This window comes from Levilactobacillus namurensis (assembly GCF_032197885.1).
Taxonomy (GTDB): domain Bacteria; phylum Bacillota; class Bacilli; order Lactobacillales; family Lactobacillaceae; genus Levilactobacillus; species Levilactobacillus namurensis_A.
Genome location: NZ_CP134159.1, coordinates 518,091 through 537,983, shown reverse-complemented (window position 1 = coordinate 537,983; position 19,893 = coordinate 518,091). Strand labels below are relative to the sequence as shown.

General features: G+C 47.0%; 20 protein-coding genes. 3 read left to right on the top strand and 17 right to left on the bottom strand.

Annotated elements, in window-relative coordinates:
• Nucleotides 1-187 precede the first annotated feature (187 nt).
• The 7 genes from RIN67_RS02345 to RIN67_RS02315 form a co-directional block, all read right to left on the bottom strand.
• The gene (locus tag RIN67_RS02345; protein WP_264999995.1) at nt 188-1,033 is read right to left on the bottom strand and encodes a metallophosphoesterase family protein; all 846 of its coding nucleotides are present in this window, start codon (nt 1,031-1,033) and stop codon (nt 188-190) included.
• Between the two features lie 526 nt (nt 1,034-1,559).
• Complete coding sequence (rihC, locus tag RIN67_RS02340) at nt 1,560-2,474, bottom strand: ribonucleoside hydrolase RihC (RefSeq protein WP_024747223.1); 915 nt, start codon at nt 2,472-2,474, stop codon at nt 1,560-1,562.
• An 81-nt stretch (nt 2,475-2,555) separates the two neighbouring features.
• Nucleotides 2,556-3,890: an NCS2 family permease gene (locus RIN67_RS02335; protein ID WP_024747222.1), complete on the bottom strand. Its 1,335-nt coding sequence runs from the start codon at nt 3,888-3,890 to the stop codon at nt 2,556-2,558.
• Between the two features lie 252 nt (nt 3,891-4,142).
• A complete protein-coding gene (locus RIN67_RS02330) occupies nt 4,143-5,411 on the bottom strand; it encodes a NupC/NupG family nucleoside CNT transporter (RefSeq protein ID WP_107740759.1) in 1,269 nt (422 codons plus the stop codon).
• A gap of 258 nt (nt 5,412-5,669) precedes the next feature.
• Complete coding sequence (locus tag RIN67_RS02325; protein WP_264999996.1) at nt 5,670-6,494, bottom strand: alkaline phosphatase family protein; 825 nt, start codon at nt 6,492-6,494, stop codon at nt 5,670-5,672.
• Between the two features lie 1,241 nt (nt 6,495-7,735).
• Nucleotides 7,736-8,377: an SDR family oxidoreductase gene (locus tag RIN67_RS02320; protein WP_264999997.1), complete on the bottom strand. Its 642-nt coding sequence runs from the start codon at nt 8,375-8,377 to the stop codon at nt 7,736-7,738.
• Between the two features lie 137 nt (nt 8,378-8,514).
• Nucleotides 8,515-8,784: a hypothetical protein gene (locus RIN67_RS02315; RefSeq protein WP_024747218.1), complete on the bottom strand. Its 270-nt coding sequence runs from the start codon at nt 8,782-8,784 to the stop codon at nt 8,515-8,517.
• A 342-nt stretch (nt 8,785-9,126) separates the two neighbouring features.
• On the opposite strand from RIN67_RS02315, the gene RIN67_RS02310 reads away from it, so the two are divergent.
• Together RIN67_RS02310 and RIN67_RS02305 are read left to right on the top strand one after the other, a co-directional pair.
• A complete protein-coding gene (locus RIN67_RS02310; RefSeq protein WP_313826059.1) occupies nt 9,127-9,747 on the top strand; it encodes a hypothetical protein in 621 nt (206 codons plus the stop codon).
• Between the two features lie 128 nt (nt 9,748-9,875).
• Nucleotides 9,876-10,133, top strand: a complete 258-nt coding sequence (locus RIN67_RS02305; protein ID WP_024747216.1) for a hypothetical protein — start codon at nt 9,876-9,878, stop codon at nt 10,131-10,133.
• Between the two features lie 58 nt (nt 10,134-10,191).
• On the opposite strand, the gene RIN67_RS02300 is transcribed toward RIN67_RS02305, so the two are convergent.
• Both RIN67_RS02300 and RIN67_RS02295 read right to left on the bottom strand, forming a co-directional pair.
• Nucleotides 10,192-10,575: a MarR family winged helix-turn-helix transcriptional regulator gene (locus RIN67_RS02300; protein ID WP_024747215.1), complete on the bottom strand. Its 384-nt coding sequence runs from the start codon at nt 10,573-10,575 to the stop codon at nt 10,192-10,194.
• A gap of 245 nt (nt 10,576-10,820) precedes the next feature.
• Nucleotides 10,821-11,561 (bottom strand): hypothetical protein, encoded by a 741-nt coding sequence (locus RIN67_RS02295; protein WP_264999999.1) that lies wholly within the window; start codon nt 11,559-11,561, stop codon nt 10,821-10,823.
• A 403-nt stretch (nt 11,562-11,964) separates the two neighbouring features.
• Between RIN67_RS02295 and RIN67_RS02290 the strand changes: the two genes are divergently transcribed.
• Entirely contained in the window at nt 11,965-12,603 is a 639-nt protein-coding gene (locus tag RIN67_RS02290; protein ID WP_265000000.1) for a hypothetical protein, read from the top strand.
• 222 nt (nt 12,604-12,825) lie between these two features.
• On the opposite strand, the gene RIN67_RS02285 is transcribed toward RIN67_RS02290, so the two are convergent.
• The 8 genes from RIN67_RS02285 to RIN67_RS02250 all read right to left on the bottom strand — a co-directional run bounded on the left by RIN67_RS02285 (nt 12,826) and on the right by RIN67_RS02250 (nt 19,539).
• Nucleotides 12,826-13,176: a Panacea domain-containing protein gene (locus RIN67_RS02285; RefSeq protein ID WP_265000001.1), complete on the bottom strand. Its 351-nt coding sequence runs from the start codon at nt 13,174-13,176 to the stop codon at nt 12,826-12,828.
• A gap of 77 nt (nt 13,177-13,253) precedes the next feature.
• Nucleotides 13,254-14,195 (bottom strand): hypothetical protein, encoded by a 942-nt coding sequence (locus RIN67_RS02280; RefSeq protein ID WP_265000002.1) that lies wholly within the window; start codon nt 14,193-14,195, stop codon nt 13,254-13,256.
• 179 nt (nt 14,196-14,374) lie between these two features.
• Nucleotides 14,375-14,536 carry a hypothetical protein gene (locus RIN67_RS02275; protein WP_265000003.1) on the bottom strand — a complete coding sequence of 54 codons (162 nt, stop codon included), beginning with the start codon at nt 14,534-14,536 and terminating at the stop codon, nt 14,375-14,377.
• A gap of 76 nt (nt 14,537-14,612) precedes the next feature.
• Nucleotides 14,613-15,542 (bottom strand): IS30-like element ISLpl1 family transposase, encoded by a 930-nt coding sequence (locus RIN67_RS02270; RefSeq protein WP_313825885.1) that lies wholly within the window; start codon nt 15,540-15,542, stop codon nt 14,613-14,615.
• Nucleotides 15,543-15,583: 41 nt separating this feature from the next.
• Nucleotides 15,584-16,003, bottom strand: a complete 420-nt coding sequence (locus RIN67_RS02265; RefSeq protein WP_265000447.1) for a hypothetical protein — start codon at nt 16,001-16,003, stop codon at nt 15,584-15,586.
• A gap of 426 nt (nt 16,004-16,429) precedes the next feature.
• A complete protein-coding gene (locus tag RIN67_RS02260; RefSeq protein ID WP_304058222.1) occupies nt 16,430-17,806 on the bottom strand; it encodes an S-layer protein in 1,377 nt (458 codons plus the stop codon).
• Between the two features lie 290 nt (nt 17,807-18,096).
• A complete protein-coding gene (locus tag RIN67_RS02255) occupies nt 18,097-18,336 on the bottom strand; it encodes a hypothetical protein (RefSeq protein ID WP_265000446.1) in 240 nt (79 codons plus the stop codon).
• Between the two features lie 102 nt (nt 18,337-18,438).
• Nucleotides 18,439-19,539 carry a hypothetical protein gene (locus tag RIN67_RS02250; RefSeq protein ID WP_313872939.1) on the bottom strand — a complete coding sequence of 367 codons (1,101 nt, stop codon included), beginning with the start codon at nt 19,537-19,539 and terminating at the stop codon, nt 18,439-18,441.
• Between the last annotated feature and the right edge of the window lie 354 nt (nt 19,540-19,893).

Here is a 19,893-nt window from a genome sequence, read left to right as displayed (position 1 = left end):
ATGAAACCCCTTTCATTTGTTCAATAATAGGATATCGTATTATTGAACAAATGTAAACATGATTTTTGAAATTTTGTTCTCGCATTCAAGAATCCGGTTCACTGACCATTAATAGCGCTGGTCCACGCAGTAGCTAAAAAAGGATCACCGCAATCCCTCACGGTAATCCTCTGAACAAATCTAATGGCTAATGGTACGGCTGGCTCAACCTTGGCCGGTGCTTGGCAAACCCCGTGTTCCCCACGTCGATTGTCCGCACGACCTGTGGCTCAAACGCTAACGGACGCGTGGTCACACTGGCGACACCGCGTTGAATCGTGATGACATTGTAGCTGGTTGCCGGATGGACCCGGTGTTGGTGCGGATCCTGGCAATCCACGTAGTTGGCCGCCCCGCCGACCACCGTTACCGGCAACCCGTTATCGACTAAGTAATTGGCCGCAAACTCGACGTGCCCCGCGTAAATCCCGCCAATGTTGTGCCCGTGGAGAATCGCCAGCAACTCGCGATTATTCTGGAGCAACGTATAGCGCATGTCGCGCAAGGACGGAGCGTCTAGCGGGTGGTGTAGGAAGAGAAAAGCCCGCCGCCGCGGTGCCAGGTGCAGGTTCTTGTTCAACCAATCCAGCTGGTCGCGCCCCAGCCAGCCGGCGGTGCGCCGGGAACGCCACTTGCTGTCTAAAAAGTAAAAGTCCATATTCTGATAGACCTGTTTATAAGCGTAATACGGCACCGTGCGCTGGAGATACCCCGCGTTAAAGGCCGTCCGGTCGTCTTGATCCCCCAAAACCACCTGAATCGGGACACCCAGTCGGTGGCTCTGCCGGTGCAAGTAGGTGCGGAGCCACTGGTAATCCGTCGGGGCCCCGTTCTGAAACAAGTCACCACTGATCACGATCAAGTCCGGGTCCAGGTCGTGGGTCGTCAGATCCGCCAAAATGGTCGCTAAGGGTCCCGGGGTCGGCGACTCGCCCGCTCGGGTTGCCGGTGTCAGTTGGATATCGGATAAATGAACCACTGCAAATTTATTCATACTCGCGCGTCCCCCCATCGCAAAAAAGTGGCAGTCGCCGTGTTTCCCCCGGACGACTGCATAGCTCGACCAATGGTGAAGCTACCTCTCAGGATAGCGGAATCATGTAAAGAATTCGTATGTTCCGTGTCAACATCGTGTAAAGTTTTCACAGTTGCCCGTCCCCACCGCGCACTAAAAAGGCGCAACGCCCCGCTCGCAGTCGGGAACCATTGCGCCAAACTCAATCGACCATCTTCAACTTACTTGCCGGGTTTCTGGCGAAACCACAGCATGGGTAACCAGGACAAAATAATCAGAAGCAACATCCCACCTTGCATGACCGTCATCCAATCATCTTCCTTCCGATCACCTTAATCGTAGCACGGGCGTGTCGCGAAACCGTATCGATAACGTTTCGTTCGTGTAAAGATTGCAAACAAAAAGCGGCCCCGTCACCGCCGCGACTTCCCGGCTAGGAAGCCCGCAGTGACGGGGCCGTTCAACTTAGTCAACTTAACCCGTGTCAACTAAGCCGTGACGTTGCTTACATCTTGATGTTCCGAACTTCTTGCATGAACCAGTCGTTGAAGGCTTGGTCGTCGATGTCGACGGAAACCTTGGCGTTGGTCTTGCCGTTGTGGTAAGCCCCCCGGATGTCCCCAACCGTTTCACCGATAGCTGGGCCTTGGGTAACCACGTCGACCCACATGTCTTCGGTCTTGATGGCTTCTGGGTGCAGCAGGTAGAAGATGGTGTTCACATCGTGCATCGCGCTACCCTTGTCGCTGTGGTCACCATCGTTGATGATGATGTCGTGCAACATCTGGCCCGCTTCGTTGATGTGTTGCAACTTCTCGATGTTTTCGTTAGTCAACAGCGCCTTCATGGTGATATCCAGGCCAACCATGACAATCGGAATCCCGGACTTGTAGACGATAGCTGCTGCATCTGGGTCGGTGAAGACGTTGAATTCAGCGGCACTGGTCATGTTCCCCTTACCCAGGGCACCACCCATGGCCACGATCCGGTCAATATGGCTCTTCACTTCTGGGTATTCAGAGAAGAGTAAGGCGATGTTGGTGTAAGAACCCGTTGGCACTAAAGTAATGGGATCTTGGCTAGCCATGATCTCATCATGCAGGGCTTCAACGGCCGTCTTGTTCAGTGGCTTCGGCAGGTCTTCTGGGAAGTCGTAACCCGGCATCCCGGATTCCCCGTGAATCCGTGCAGCATCTTCGAAGTCCTTGAACAAAGGTTGTTCGGCACCGGCAGCCACTGGAATGGATTGGTTGAAGAACCGCACGATCTTCAACGCATTCTTAGTGGTCTTGTCGACCGTAACGTTCCCAGCGACCGTGGTGATTAACTTCAAGTCGATCTTCGGGTCGTTGATGGCCATCGTCAAAGCCGCTGCATCGTCGATACCGGGGTCGGTATCCATCAAAATTTTAATTGTCATTGTGATTTCCTCCTCAGGATAAAACTTGGTTTAAGTAATTCTCGTAACCGCTTACGATTACCCGCAAAAGGAAAGCCCCCACTACAGCAGGGTGCTAAACACCAAGTCTAGTAAGAACAATCCTCCCAACAGGTAGAGTGGCCCGGTGACTTCGTAAGTCCGCCCTAGGGCCAGCTTCATAATCGGGTAAGCCACGAAACCAAACGCTAACCCGGTCGAAATACTGTTGGTGAATGGAATCAACACGATAATCAGAAACGCGGGAAACCATTCAGAAAAGTCGCTCAAATCAATCCCAGCAATGGCAGCCATCATCAGCGCCCCCGTGATGATGATCACGGGCGCAATCGCTGCGGACGGCACGTAAGCCAGTAAGGGGACGAAGAGCAGTGAGAGCAAGAACAGTAGGCCGGCGACTAACGCCATGACTCCCGTTCGACCCCCACTCTCGATTCCCGAGGCACTCTCGGCCGCGGCAACCGTGGGACTGGTTCCCATGAACCCGGACAGAAAGGTCGTGACCGATCCGCCCTCAAAGGTCTTCTTGAACTTCTTCTGGTTCGGTAACAAGCCTTGGACCAGCCCCATGGACTCGAAGACCAGAATCATGGTCATCGAGAAGGCGGCCAGGATGAACGGAATCGTGAAGAAGCTTGAAAAATCATTCTGAAAGACAATCTTGTGATACTGGCCTAAACGGGCCAAGTCGACCGTCGGGGTCCCGCTATCCTTCACGCCCAAGAAGAACGCGAGGAGGCTGGTCGCCACGATGGCGATGAAGAAGTTTCCTTTGACCTTACGCAGATACAAAATCAAGCTCAAGGCCAAACCGAACAGTGCTAATAGCGGCGTTGGCTGGGTCAAATCCCCCAATTCAATCAACGACGACTTACCGGCCACAATCAAGCCGGCTTTTTCCAGACCAATCTCGACCAGATACAGGCCGATACCGGCGGTGATGCCGTGCTTTAACGACTCCGGAATCGACGCCGATAGGATCGTGGAGACCCGGGTAAACGCAATCAGCATGTAGACAAAGCTGGATACCGCCGCAATTCCCAACGCTTCCTGCCAACTGAGGCCCATATTGACCACGATGGTGTAGGTGAAGAAGGCGTTGACCCCCATTCCCGGCGTCAGGATGATGGGTGCGTTGGCCCAGAAGGCCATGACCATACATCCGAAGAACGACGAGAAAATAGTGGCGAAGATGCTGAGATCCATGGGGATCCCCGCGTCCTTTAGAATTGCCGGATTAACGACAATGATGTACGAAATGGCGAAGAAGCCGGTGACACCGGCGATAATCTCATTCCGTAAAATATCTTTGTGATGCCACACTTCACGCATAGGCATCTCATTGGCAAGATCATTCAGTGACGCAACTTGGTCTACCTGAACTGGTTCCTTTTCCATACAAATTCCCTAGCTTTCAATACGGCTAATCCCACCGTACAAACTTCACGGGCATTGCAACCGAATGGTCTCACGCACCCGGCTGGGTTTCACTCCCCACTAGGAAGGTCGGCACCCGTGCAACCATCATAGACTGAACCCACAACGGTCGTCAAGCCCCTAAATCGACGGGCCCATTAGACACAGATAGCCCAGAAACTAAGCGCCTCTGGGCTATCACTGATTGTCTATCAATCAGATGTTAAACGGTGATTACCAAACGAACAGACCAACGATCCCGGCAGACATTAAGGATACCAGAATCCCGGAAAGTAACATGTAACCAACGTTCTTGGAAATCAAATCGTTCTTTTCACGGTCAACCATACCCTTAAAGGCACCGATGATCATCCCAGTCGTCCCGAAGTTGGCGAATGACGTGATGAAGACGGTCAAGACAGCACGGTAGTGAGCGGAGAAGAGGTCTGGGTTGTTGATCTTGCCGACCAACTTACCCATGACAACGAATTCGTTCGTGACTAACTTAGTTCCCATGAATTGGGCGAATTGGAAGGCGTCGTGGACGTTCAGACCCATTAACCAAGCAAATGGGAACATGATTACACCCAAGATGTGTTCCAAAGTCAGCCATGGGTTGAACAGCATCAAGATCTTATCGATCATGGCCGCTAAGGCAACGAAGGCGATAACGTTGGCCGTGATAATCAGAACCAGACGACCGGCACCCAAGATGGAGTCACCCAAGAAGGAGAAGAATGGTTCGCGCTTCCCGTTTTCTTCGGCACCATCGGCTTCGGCAGCTTCAGAAGCAGCACCAGCACCGCCGACCTTGGCAATCGTATCTTCTTCAGGTGCGACCTTAACAGGGTTCAGCATGTTGGTAATAATAATCGCGTTCAAAATGTTCAGTGGAACGGCGGTCAAAACAAATTGACCAGGCACCATTTGGGTATAAGCCCCCAAAATTGACGCCGTGACACAAGACATAGACATCATGGCTAAGGTCAAGTCACGTTCCTTACGCATGGTCTGTAATTGTAACTTGGAAACGGCTAAGGCTTCCGTGTTCCCTAAGAACATCATTTCAACAGAGAAGAATGATTCGAACTTAGGTTGACCAGTAATGAAGGACAGGCCACGACCAACCCACTTGATGATCCAAGGCAATACCCCGATGTAAGTCAGGATATCGAACAGTGGAACAATCAACAAGATTGGCAGCAGAGCACTGGTAATGAAGTTCATAGACTTCGCAGTCCCACCATACATTGGCGTTACCCAGTTAGGTAAGGCAAAGATGATTCCTTGGTAGGAAACTTCAACCAACCAGTTGAATCCGTCCGCGGCACCTTGCACGATGTCCCGTCCAATCTGGAACCCAGTTAAGAACCAGGCCAGTAACAGGTTGATGACTAAAACGATCCCAACAGACCGCCAGTTGATATGCTTCTTGTCCTTAGAGAACAGGAAAGCGATAGCGAGGTAAACAATTACCCCTAAAATATTAATTGCGACTAACATTGGTCAAAATACCTCTTTCCGATATTGTTTAACGCAACGTGGCGCCCCACGTTCAACGTTTATGACACGATGCTGCTGCAGAAACTATGTACGCATAATTTCTGTTACGACCAACAAACCGGTGACCAACGACCACGAAACTTAGCGGGATTTTGGTGAAAAAATAAGTGATATGACAGTAACCGCTAACCCTTGCATCCGTGATCATTCGATATCCGGTTGGAACTCGTTGCCCCACCCCCTTTCAGTTTTCTTCATTTATTGCGTTAATTCATTTAATAAGCTATGTCCGGTCGTCGTCGGAGCGACCCCGTAATTCTCGAGGATCGTGGCCCCCACATCCGCTAACGTCCGGCGAATGCCCAACGCATGACTTGCTTGCCGGGACGGTGAATAGACCAACAAGGGCAGGTACTCGCGGGTCGGTGTCGGCCCAAAGATCGGGTCGGCGGCGTGGGTCGCAGTCAGGATCAACAGGTCGTTGGCGCCCAAGTCATGAATCACCTGGGCCAAATGTTGATCCGTCATCTGCAACGCTTGCGCGCTGGCCTCCAAGTCCTGATGTTCCCCCGCAAAGCGAAACTCCGGCAAGACCACGTAAGTCAGACCAGAGACCGGCGCGTTCAACCGATCGTATAAGATCTGGAAGGCCGCTTGATTGGTCCCAACTTGGAACCGCTCGGCGGGCGTCTGGGTCGCCAGGTAGCTCAAGAACGGCCCGGCTAAGGTTACCGAGTACCCCGCCGCCGTTAACGTCGTGAAGACGCTTTCGGTACGAATCGGACCCGTGTAATCCCACATCTCTCGTAGACCCGTTGCCCGCCGATTATCTTGTGCAGCCATGTGCAAGCGACCAAAATAACCAGTCGGTTGTTCCACGGGCGGAATTCCCGGGATTGGGTTCGTAATCCGAATATTGCCAAAGCCTAATTGCTGTAATGTTGGGAGACTCAGGTCTCCGGGCCATTGCTGGGCAACGTGGCCAATGGTATCCGCACCCACGGATTGAAAGCGGTTGGCATCGGGGGCTTCTCCCATGCCGACACCGGCAAGGTCTAAGACAAAAATGCGATGAAAAGCCAACGGACACCCTTCCTTTCTCATCGGCGACAAGAAAGAATCGCTTTCCCGCGCCGGCCTTAGTAATAATATACCTTTTCCGGTGGGGGCTGTAAATGCTTCTCGCGGGAAAACTTAAGAAAAAGCATTTTTACCGAACATTATCTGAGAGCCTCACCGATTGGCTTCGGAAGTTGTTACCGCTCTCAATCCCTGCTCAGTGTTTGCTAAAAGGATTTACCTATGACACTAATCCCTTTCTCATTTTTGACAACACGCGAAGCAATTCTCAAAATCCTATGTATCCAAATTGCGCCGAGGAGCTAAACCATAAAAATAGACTTCAAGCAAGGTTAGGAATCAGCTTGAAGTCCATTAGTTCGTAGAAAGGAGGTTGCGATCCGTTAATTTCCGTTTCGTAATCGTATTAATCCTTAATCGCCTCATAAACTTTAATTTCTCCCGAGCTGCCGCAGTCGTTCTTCATTTTGTTTAGTTTCTGACTACCGTCTCGGTGATACTGAAGAACTTAATTCCTTCATTGGTTCTGACCAACTGTCACTGGTAACGATTCTTACTGAAATCTTTGTGCTGCCTGCCAGACCAACATTCGAGCTCTAGTACTGCATTCGTGACTCTGTTTGCTAAATCTTAAAACATCTCAGTTACCACAAAGCTATTCAATTTTCTGTGAAGTGTCTTGCCAATTGATTCTTCTAGAGTTCGTTAGAAGGTTTACCTGTCTTACACGTTTCGAAAAGGTACCTCTACTGTTGCCTAAACCTGAAACCTAAAACATTTAAGCTTGGTGCGCTGGTACATGTGTTGCATTCTGGAACTGGTACTTTGTTGACTCAGACTTACGTGAAAACGGAAATCTGTTTCTAACTAAAGCAGTGTATCAACTAGATCAAGTGTTGCTGTGAATCGCAACTCCTAATCCTTTCTACACTGGTAATATACCATATACTGTAAGCGTTTGCAACAGAATAGACACAAAAAATTTCCTGGACAGTTTAACCCCCAAACCACCCACTGGACAAAAAAATACTGACGATCCGTCATTGGCGAATCATCAGTATCAGACACCCGGGGAGCGCCCCCGCTATGGGGTCTTGTTTGGAGGAAAAGTGACGCTAGCCGCTTAGGCGCCGGTCGGGTGTTGATTAGAAACGCGTCTCTAGGTGGTGGGACTCACCACTCACCTTCGTTATAACGCGAAACTTACGGTATTGCACACGTTTAGCTTAGGAACGGCCGCCGGCTTAATACCACGCCGGCTTGTCGCCATCGGTGTTGGGCTTGTTGACCCCCAGGGATTCATGAATCGCCTGACTAGGGTCCAGCACCAGCTTGGTGACCAGATCCGCGATACTCTTACGAGAAACTTCCGTCCCTTTAAAGGGTTCGCCCTTCTGGGTGGTCTCGTAGTTGATCTCATCGTGGTTGCTCAACCAGGCCGGCCGAATCACGGTGGTCTCCAAGTCCGACGCCTCGATAACCTTGGCCGCTGCCGCGTAGGTCTCCAGGTAGCCGCCGTCTAGTTGCTGGTGATTCCATTCGCCGTACTTCCCCGGTACTTCGTCGTAGATGCCTAACGTGGAGATCCAGATCAACCGCTTCACGCCCGCCGTGTCCATCGCAGCGACCACGTTTTTGGCCTGGTCTTCGATGTTACTACCGGCGAGGTTCGCGTAAACCACGTCGATTCCCGTCATGGCCGCCTTCAGGTCGGCCGGCTGGCCCGCGTCGCCTTCAACGACCGTGACTTGGTCGCTGACTTGGCCTGCCAACCGTTGCGCGTTCCGCAAGAATAACGTTAGGTGCAAGTCATGGTGCTTAACCATCATGGCCGTGGCTAATTGGGCGATCTTCCCGTGGGCGCCCAGAACTAGGATATTTGTCATAAGATAACCCCTTTTCTATTGGTTTCTGACCATACTGTAACGCTAATAATTACAGTATGCAAGCCAAATGGCTAACTTTTTATCAGTAAATTGAGGCCAAAAGAAAACCAGCCGTCAAAACGGCTGGTCGCGAATTCCTAGATTAACATTAACGTAACGCCTGGAACTGGCGTGAGGCTGTCTCCCAAGTCACCGAAGATTAATTCTTGCTTGAAGACGTTTTGGTCTAATTCGGGAACGTTGGTCTTTTCAATGGTCAGATGATAACGGCCACGTTTAGCATCCTTACGTAGTGCGTAGTTGATAAACTCCTGTTCAGGGGCGTACTCTGCGAAACGGGCGGCAAAGTGACCCAGTTGGTGTGACACCACGAGGCGAATACCGTTTTCATCTCTAAAAATATGCAAAATCGTTCACTCCTATATTCTTTCAAGCTGGCTGACGACGTCCAAACAAAAAAGGCAGGCGCACGTCACTGTGCGGCCTCCCCGCGTTGGCGCTTACGTGGAAGCTTCTCGTCGGTGGATCCGCGCCGTGACGCCACGAACCCTCAGCCTGTGCCGTAGACCCGACACGACTCTTAAAATTCTCTGTGTAAGTCGATTGTACCATACTTCACCGCGAATTTTGGCAGTCGGCTAAAAAAGCGCGAAAAAACCACGGAAACCCAGCGCCGACGCTTGCACCCACCCAATTAAACATGGTCTAATAGAACCAATGACTAAATTCCACATTGGAGGGTGAATTTCGTGGCAAACACCAAGAATAGCCAGGCGGCCAAGATTTGCGCACAAATCATCGCCTGGTTGCAAGATCCAGAAGAGGTCGAAACGGTCTCCGAGCAAAAGTTCCCGGGGATTCAGGGCATCCGAGCCGTTAAGTTGCGGCAGATGCTGGGGGAACAGGGCTACGTGGCTTCCGTGGTGATGGGCGCTGTCTCCGCCGCCCCGTCGATCGACCACCGTATCAAGAAGGCGGCCTTAAAACCGCGCGAAGTCTACTATTACTTTGACGCGACGGCGGCCAAACCCAAACGGGCGGCCGCAGCACCTGCCCGGCCCAATACCGCCCAGGCAACGGTGAACAGCCGGCCCGTTGCCGCGACGCCACGCGTCACCCAACCCCTGCGGACCACCGCGTTGCCCGCCACGGGATTAGTGGGTACGCCCGCCTTTGCGACCCTCCAGGCAGCCACCCAGGACCTGACCGTCCGCATGGACCAACTCCTAGACGCCGCGCAGCAGACTGCGCCCCTAGACGACCTGGAGATCACCTTCCTTACGGACATGGCCGCTCAGGTCGCCAAACAAACCGAAATCCTGCAGAATTTCCAGACGCAATCCCGGATCGAACGGTTGCGGCGTAAGTAAAACGTCGCGCTGTCCCCCAATTTGGCCCGGTCAGTTAGATTTCTCGAACAATTTTAAGATTATTCCTTGACATTTTCGCGGTTTACCTTTACCCTGTTAGAAATACTTTCAATGGGGGACGATCATTCATGGCTTTACACGAAAATGACCGGGTTTACTGCAAGGAAACCGAACTGTTTTCCGATGCCTTTTACGGCACCATCACCAAGATCTACGAACACGCTGCGTTGGTCAAAGTTGAACCAGACCAACTGAAGAAAAAGGAAACCGACAAAATTGACTCTTTCGGGGACTTAGTGGTCATTCGGCAAACCGAATTACAACTAGTCGATGAGAATGGCGCGCCCTTACCAGAACCAGAAGAAAAGTTAGAGGCCGCTGAATAAGTTTCGTTGAACACACAACAAAGCGCTGATGGACAATTCGTCTACCAGCGCTTTTTGATTATGACTTAACATATGATGATAACTTTGACATCAATTGCGGCAATTCGTGGGCTAAGACCAGACTAACGTGCTCGTGAATCGCTTCTCCGCGTTCGGTAATCTGGAAGACGTGGTACCGCCGATCAGTCGGTAACGTTTCGTCTTGGATGTACCCGTTCTTCAGCAACCGACTGATTTGAATGGAAATCATCGATTGGCCGACGTTCAACCGCCGGGATAATTCACTGGTACTGGTCTTTTCCTTCATCAATTCGTGTAAGATCCGGTATTGTTCAAAAGTGACCGCATCCCCACTGCTTGGCCGCTTAATAAAGGGACGTAGCACCGAATTCAATTGGTGAATCCGTTCGATGTCTACGGCCATTTCGTCAACATCTGTCATGACGCTCTTCCTCCTCATGGCAGTCATGGCCTAGGTGGTTGGCCCAGCCATGGCCGCTAAAACATAGTCATCGCAAACCAACCTAGAACCCAAAATACTGATGGACTAAGTTGATACTCTTCGTATTGTAACATAGAACAAACAGCTACACTGTAAACAAATCACGGGAGTGTGAATTTTTTGCTCAAATTTGATTTCTAATCCAGCCACTGCGGTCATCTCCTCCAGTGGATTCTTAGTTCTCATTAATTTAAGCGTTCGTCCTGTCGAATCGTAATCACTAATTTACGCAATTGATCATTCGGCATCGGATATTGAATATTATCAAAAGCCTGACGAACTAACCTAACATCCCGGCTGATATGTAATGCGTGTAACGCGGCCCGAATATCGGCCAGATAAGTATCATTGGGATGAGCGCCACGACGGACACCGTATCCGGCCCGATGTTGGGCTTGAATCAGTCCCAGGTGCTGTTGCTCATTACGATGAATATAAGCTGCGCAACGAGCCTTCTTCTTCAGCGTACCCGGACGTTCCCCTACTTCGATCATTAAGCTCTCATCGAACCCATCATCCAGTAAAACCTCTGAATGTGTCTCATAAGCTGTTCGATTAATCGTGTTGATAATCGTACAGTTCAGCCAACTATACTGACTGTTGACTTTTGCACCAATCGTTACCAGCTGCAAATTCCCTAAAACATAGGGCAACGTTGAGACTTGTTGGTGCAGGTACTCCCGATTCATCAGGTCGCGATACACCTTCATGTCTAACCAGCAAACAACCCCGGTATTGGCCCGCAGATTGATTACCTTTATCGCACTTAATGGCGTCCGGAAAAAACCACCAGTAGTCGTCCAAACGATACTGCCCGAATACTTGTCATATCCCCGACAATTCTTGATATACAGCACATGTTCCCAGTCAATCTCAGGATCATCACCAGGAATTTCAATCGTCACATCTTCTGGATGTAAATCCACAAGGTTTAAGACCCCCGTTCGTTGAAGTCCTGTCCGGGATTCAGTCGTGAGTCCTCTAAGAGAAATCATCGAAACCGCCTCCAAAAACTCCTTGCTTCAACCCGACCAGTAAGGGTATTTAACTGCCTAAGCAGTTATCCTTACCACTGCTATAATGTCATAAATCACGAACAATGGCAAGATATTGGCTCATTTGTTATTTAAAATGTAATTTGCACAGTGGTTGATATTGTTGGGCTATCCAAGTGTTTGGCCACAACGTTTTAATCACTAGTAAAGCGAACTATAAATATATTTATAAGATAAAAATTCGACTTCTTCGTAAATTCTTAACGAAATCACATGAACTCGCTGGCCGGACTTGATATGATGGGAAGTGCTAAATAGGAAAGGAAGCTGTTCCATGACAAAACATACGATTGGTGCCGTACTGAAGGCCCTGCGCCTCGAAAAATACGGCGACTCAGCCGGCACCGCTGACTTTGAGTACGATATCCGCACCATCTATGACATTCAGCCCTGGGCCTACTGGTACCTGGAACGCCAACGCGCGGGTCAATTGGACCAGGAACGCTTAGCGCTCGTCTGTCAGATCTATGACCTGACCCCGGAAAGCTTCGCGCAACTCCAGGTCGCTCCCGACCTTCCCGCCGCGGTTCACGCCCACACTGAGGCTATCCGGGCGCACCAGCAGTGGCAACACCGCCGCGAACGGTTGGCTTGGCCGGATAGCGCTATGACCGCCGCTCAGTTGACGGACCCCACAACCAGGCCCGCGGCCACGCACCGGCCGGAAGACATCTTGCGTTATGTCCGGCTGGCTTCCCGCTGGACGGTCGCCCACATGGCCGCTTACTTCGAGCTCCCCGATCTGCTTTATTGGCAGATGGAGGTGGGATTGATTCCGCTTAGCGACGAGATTGACCAGTGGCTCTGCACCCTCCTCAACACCGATGACCTGACCACGTTCACCCAAACGCCCGACTTAGATCAGCTGATGCGCTTCGCCCTCCAGCAGTCAACCCACCAACAAATCGATTGACCATACCCAGGTTCGTAAGGTCAGTAACTATACCATTCAAGTCGTCCAACAACCATTGACCCCCTAAGTGTGGCCAAGTTAGCTGGCGCCTTAAAAAGGCACGATTCCGTCTGGGAATCGTGCCTTTTGATTATCAATCTGAATTTCAGCTTTTCATTGACTTGACCATCAAAATTAATCTTCCACCGCAACGTCGTCCAAAGTATAGGCAATCTGACTTCGTCAACCGATTAGATACGTTTCATGCTGACTCCAAAGCTTCTCCTGATGTGAAATATGGATAAGCTCGAAAGGGTCCCGTTGCAAAAATTGAAAAATCACAGAATTCAATACCTGATACTCAGAATTCTCAGTGTCTCGCTCCGTAATTGGGTCAGCACCATAGACCTTGTACTTCTCGTAAATCTCACGCTCAACCGGCCCGTACCGCCAAGCTTCAAACGGCTGATTATAAGTTTTTTCAATCGCAGATTCATTAAGTAGTTGCTGGTTAAGCGCCTGTTTTAGTGTAAAAAACAGGACCTTTTGTAATTGCAGATTGGTCACTAAGACATCGGTGTTGCCGTGCAACACCGATGATGTGCTTCGCTAAAGCTTCCATGGTCATTGCCATTTCTCCCCAAAAGCAAATAGAATATTTTTATAAAATACTAATCTACGATTGAAATATAATCAGATAAGTGGTGAGTCCGTCGACAAAAGATCAGCTTCCCTTCTTTTTGGTAAAAATATCCACACAGCAATAGCTTAATTTTTCGATGATCGTTAGAATTAGCGGCATCTCTCAGCATCCTAATATTTGTCAACCCCTGTAAAGTTCTGTCTGTCCAATGTACCATCAGTGGTGAATTAACAAATCGCATAAAATATTGAACACCATAATCAGTTTTTTCCACGCTAACGGTTGCCTCACCTGCAAAAACGAAAAGCTGATTTAGCAGTGGAATGTGGCCGCTGTTAGCGTCAAAAACAACATCACCCAGTGTGCTGGCTTCAGAAAAATCCTTTGCCCAGGAAACGACATTATCATGCTTATCCAATAGAGGCCATTCTACCTTCACCGGGATTTTCCGCCAGTCCACCTTATCCTCAATAGATTGTTGAATCTCTAAATACATACGGTGTAGTGAAAAGCTTGTCACACTTCGTGCGTGGTATTCCTGCGCAGAAGGAGATTTTGAGGTGCTGTCAACATGAACTTTTAAAGGCTCACCCTCATCTCCATTATGTGCTGATTGAATAATGTTTTTACGATTCTGCTGTTTAAATATGATTTTACCAGATTCATTATGACTGAGTACTCCAGTTTCCGAAGAGCCTTCTCCAATATATTCATGCCATTCTTCCTGAGTCATAGTCTCAGCCGGGCACCCCTCTACATGATTACTATGTGGAAAGGTTCTGAAGTAGACCCGCTTAGGAGAGAGCGAGTCTAATCCAACTAAAATTAATTGGCAACGACATTTAGGATTAGGACATTCGAACGCATGACTATCCGAATACACAGCAGGGTCAGTATGATGTTGATCCCAGACTTCATTCGCACGAACCTCGTATTTGGGTTTAACTGCATTAAATTGTGCATAGTCCATAACGTAACATATCCCTTCTAAATTAAAGTGCTTTCAGAAATAATTATACGTGACTTCGACAACATAGGTTACCTAAATTGAAAATTAAATGCCCACATAAAAAAGGCCATGAAAGTCTATTCTTAAACACCACAACTTGAGAAAAGAGTACTTTCATAGTCCACTATATCAAAATCATACTATGATTCTTTTTCCAACAACACCGGTTTATCCAAGACGTGTTTTCCAAAACGAACTAAATAAAAATTCCCTTCGTCGCCAGTTTCTTGATAAATATATATTCTTATTTTGCCCTTACCATCAATAACATCGTTCTCATTCCCTACCCCTTTCAAAAACATATCATTAAGCTTCTGAGTTGCTATCCCAATATTTATAGCATTGTGCCCTTTGATCTTAAAATGGTAGATTGCAAATTTAATCCGAATTTTTGGACAAATTGGTCAGCATAACCTGATACGGTGTTTTCCAGTCAAGTATTTTAAGCGGTCGCTGGTTAATTTGGAGTAACGTCGTCGTTAAATCTTGAGCACTAATGTGCTCAAAACGAGTCCCCTTAGGATAAAAATAACGTAAATTCCGATTAAAGCGTTCATTACTACCACGTTCAGCTGGCGTATAAGCATGACAGTAATAGGTCTTAATACCATATTGTGATTCAAATGATACTAGCCCACTAAACTCAGTACCACGGTCCACAGTAAAACTGTGCACCGGTCCATTAAAAGTGGTTAGGAACTTAGTCAGTGCTTCATTAACACTCGCTGTCGTTCGGTCCTTTAACCGATATGCCCAAAGGAACCGTGATTTTCGATCGATTAAAGTTAATAAAACTGCCTTACTATGCCCACGAGGACCAACGACTGTATCTAGTTCAAAATCGCCGATGCGATTACGTTGATTAATCATCATGGGACGCTGTTCAATTGATCGCCCCAAAGATTGATTATATTTGGATCGTTGGTCAACGTTACGCCGTTGGCGTACGCCATGTTCAGGTAGATCATTCAAGGAGAAATCAATTCTCCCCTGATTTAGCCAATTATAAATAGATTTAGTAGCTAGTTTAAATTCGTGAGCAATCATTCCTGGTGACCAGCTTAGACGTAAATGGTTGAGAATTTTTTGCTTTAACTCATCGCTCAGCTTAGTTTTCCGACCACATCGTGATCGCTTGTATTCGGCATCTGTTTGTGCTAATTCAGCCTGATAAGGTTGACATCGAGATAATTCATAAGAAATTGTTGACGGTGATCGGTTCAGCCGAACGCCCATTTGGATATTGGACAGCCCTAGTTCACAAAAGGTTTCGATTTTAATTCGTTCGGAATAGGTTATACTAGACAAAAGATTAGCTCCTAAAAGATGGGTTTGTGGTAAACACCATTTTAAAGGAAGCTGATCTTTTTTGTCCGAACAGCGTTCGGATTAATTTTACAATCTACCAAATTAATAAACTTATTGTCGCTTAACATATTCCGACTTATAAGGTAGAAAGTTCTGATTTTCCAATCATTAATGGCTCCATAATCTTTACTGATTTTTTGTAAAACACCGTTTTCATGGCTAATATCTGATCTATAAGTTATCTTAGAATCAGTCGCATCAATAGCATCTTTAGTTGGTGCATCATCACTATTATCGTCCAAATTCATCTTTAAACCAGTCACAACTGTCTGGTATATTCGCGCGACAACTCTCGAAATCCAGTTTACTTTCATGAGCCAACTAGCTATTAGGAATAGTAATAATGGCGATACGATGTTAGTACATATCGGATATACAACATTTTGCAAAAATTCATCCATAACATTCACCTTTACTTTCGCTTTTTATTAAATCAATTATACCATTCATGATTAAAATATTTTCTAATTTTATGTATATTCGTACGATGCCTGCTTAGATTGCTATTCATGAATACCCAAAGATAACACTAGATTCAAACATACTACTTAAGCGGTCGGAATAAAACGGTCATGAAGAACCACTTTTAATATCTGCAACTTAAAAGTTGATCACACCATGTATACTAATTTATTCCGAATATCCCATAATCAACTAATATGGAACGCTACTCAAACTTTGTTTAAGTGATGTACTTCAATTTTGAAAACAGAAAGCAAATTATACCGAAACTTATTATCTTCAAGACAACTCCTAAATTTTCCAAAACAAAATGACATGCCAGTCAAAGCCAGCATGCCATTCATTTACACTATAAAAATAATTAACTAGGCAATCCAGTTACTATTTGAGGTAGTCGTCCCCAGCTTACCTTCAACTAACGTTGCCTTAAAGCTAGCTTTCAACGTGTCGCCGTAATTCTTAGTTCGGTTGTCACTATTGAAGTTTTCAGGTTCAAAAGTGAACTCATAGTAGTAAGACTTGCCATTAGCATCATGGTACACCTTAGCACCCTTAACCGCATTATTAGCACCCAAGGCCGTCTTTACAGCATTAAGATCAGTGGTTGAGAAGGCTTGGCCTTGCGTCCCCGTCAAAGCGTTAATTCCAGCCGTGCTTAACGTTGCTGATAAATCACTGGCAGATAATACATCATTAACGCCAAGTGGATTTGTAACCGTCCCTGCCTTGGCATCAACGTTATCAATAACCATCTGAATCTTAGACGTTGCAGCGGCTACCACGTCAACATAAACGGTGTTGCCGTAAGTAGCATTGGCTGTATCAACCGTAGCATTCAACTTGTAATTTGCTGGCTTGGAGTTGGCAATGAAGTCAGACAGACTAACACCTGCAACGTTCTTAGCATCATTAACCTTATCTCCGGCCTTAGTCTTAGCAGCAGCGGTGATCCAAGTAGCATTACCTACCGTTTGACCCGCAGCATCACGATAAACAATCTTAACGCTGTTATCGTTCGTAGCAGCCGCTTCAGCAGTTCCTAAAGTCAGTCCACCCAAAGTTACCGTAGTTGCATCCTGATACCCGTTACCGACGTAAATCCAGCCAGAAACAGACGGACGTTGCGCGTCAGTCACGTAGTAGTATAAAGAGCCTTCACGGGTCTTGGTAGCAGCTTTAGAAACCGTAAAAGTATCCGTATCCTTCACACCATACATGCTAACCTTCTTAGCCTTGTATTGCGTGTACTTAGGTGCATTCCATAAAGTGTTCTTCTTAACATCCGTTAGCTTAAAGCCAGCAGTACGTGATGGTAATGCCGCTGATTTAGTCGTTTCTGCAGAAACGATACCCTTTGCAAATGCGTCAGCACTCTTACCACCGTAAACGTAGCCCCGGTATTTACCATTCATAGTAACGACCTTGTAGTAAACAGATCCCTTGTTCGTCGTTGCAATGGAATAAGCCCGGAAATAGTCTGCAGACTTCTTGGAATTAGCTAACTTGGCCATCTTGGCTTTTGAAGCAACAACTTTGGCACCCTTGACCGTCCCTGGCTTCGTGTAAAGTGCATTCTTACCCGTCGCAACAACATTACGAGTTTCTGGTGCTGAACTTAATTTCTTGGTAGAAGTAACCTTAGCCTTAGAAGCAGCGTTAGCAGTTGTAGAAACCGCCGTAACGGCACCCAAACTTAATGCAGCTAAACCAAGGTACAATGTCTTAGTTAAACGTGATTGCATGATGTACTCTCCTCTGGTAATGATTTACGTAACAAATCTTAGTTTAGCAGATAATCTGCAAAAGCGTTAGCATATTTAAACACATTTAAAAATTGTAATTAATTCAAATCGTTTTTAATCGATCAGAATTTAAGATCCAGACTTTTAAGCAAGAAATCCAATCTATAATTGGACTAGATCCATACTCTAATCCTTATCAGTACCAGTTAGCAAAGAACTGTTATGTACCTTTGCAACAAAAAAATCCCGAATAAATTCGGACTTTTTCATGATCAATTAATATTTAAATATTAACCGAAGACACTGACATTACCAGTGTTAGTGGTAGTAGATGCGCTACCCTTAACTTCCTTAGCAGTGTTGTAGAAGGCAGATGCAGTACCATTAGTAGTGTAAGTGCCAGCAACACCAGAAGTTAACGTGTAAACAGTGTGGTATACAACAACCTTACCGTTTTCCTTAACAGCGTTATCGGCGTCAGCCTTAACAATGTTACCATCAGCATCCTTAGCGTAATCTACAGAGTTCAAAGTGTTGGCCTTGTTAGTAGTCAAGAAGTTTTGAACGTCAGCAGCGGTGTAGTTAACACCATTAGCGCCAGAGAAGGCAGCAGTTAACGTTGGGAACGTTACTTAGTAAACCAAGTTAGCGTCAGAAGTTGCAGCAACAGAGCTCAACTTAACTGGGTTGTTAACACCATCTTGGTAGTATGCAGCAATGCTTTGAACAGCTTGTGCACCCTTAGTAACCGTCAAGTTGATAGTGTCGCCAGTCTTAGCACTTAACAATGCAGCAGTGTTAGATGCAGTAGCTGCGTTGTAGTCATAACCAGTACCCTTCAATAAAGGAGTAGCCCAGTCATTAGTTGCCTTAGCTTGAGCGTCAAAACCAACAGCAGTACCCTTAGCATTTGCCTTAGCAGTACCAACAGCAGTGTTGTCAGCGTTGTTTGCAGTCAACTTAGCTAAAGTAGTGGACTTTACAGTCGTACCATCAGTAGCAACAAAGTTTACCTTAACATCAGTTGCTTGGTTGTAAACAGCGGAAGCATCAGTCGTAACGGCCTTGCTGTAGATCCAACCATTAACCGTAGGGTTTTGTTGGTCTTCAACGTAGTAGTATAATGAGCCTTCACGAGTCTTAGTTTCAGCCTTAGTAACCTTTAAAGTGTCACCGGCGAAAGGAGTGGTGTTCTTAACAACTTTAGCAGCACCAGACTTGTATTGAGTGTACTTAGGCGCAGTCCAGGTAACATTTGCAGTACCAGGGTTAGTGAAAGTAACAGTCTTACCAATCATGCTGTCAGTCGTGTTGGCAGTAGTCGTTTCAGCAGCCTTGATACCACCACCAAAGGTGTCGGCAACCTTACCACCGTAAACATAACCACGGTACTTTTGGTCCATCGTTACAACACGGTAGTAGATAGAACCACGGTTAGTGGTCTTAACACCGTAAGCACGGAAGTAGTCAGCAGACTTCTTAGAAGAAGCTAACTTAGCCATCGTTGCCTTAGAAGCAACTACCTTAGCACCCTTAACAGTACCAGGCTTAGTGTAAAGTGCGTTAGTACCAGTAGCTTCTACGTTACGCTTAGTAGCGTCAATAGTCAGCTTGCTGTAAGCACCAGCAGTAGCGTAGGACTTAGCTGAAGCAGTCGTGGAAACCGTAGCAACGGCACCAAAACTCAATGCAGCAAGACCCAAGTAAAGAGATTTCTTTAAACTTGATTGCATAATCTATTTTCCTCCAAACATATTGTATGTAATCTATCAAGCAGTAATAGTATACATTAAATCAGAAAATTTGTTAAGATTTATATTCCCAACCAAACTGATAAACGTTTACCACTACTCAACTACAGATAAATTATAGCTAGTTCTACGCAATTAGACAAGGAATACGCTTGTATTGTAGCTCGATTGAAATAAAAACAGTCGTCTTGTAACAAACCTGTTATATTCAGCCTGTTTACGATGCTTATTTAAGAAACCAATAATCTTAAGGCTAAGTTATGTCTAACCTTCATATTCACTAACCTCCGCTTTAAAAAGAGTCTCTTTACTTGTTCTTCATTCTATTCACTGCTA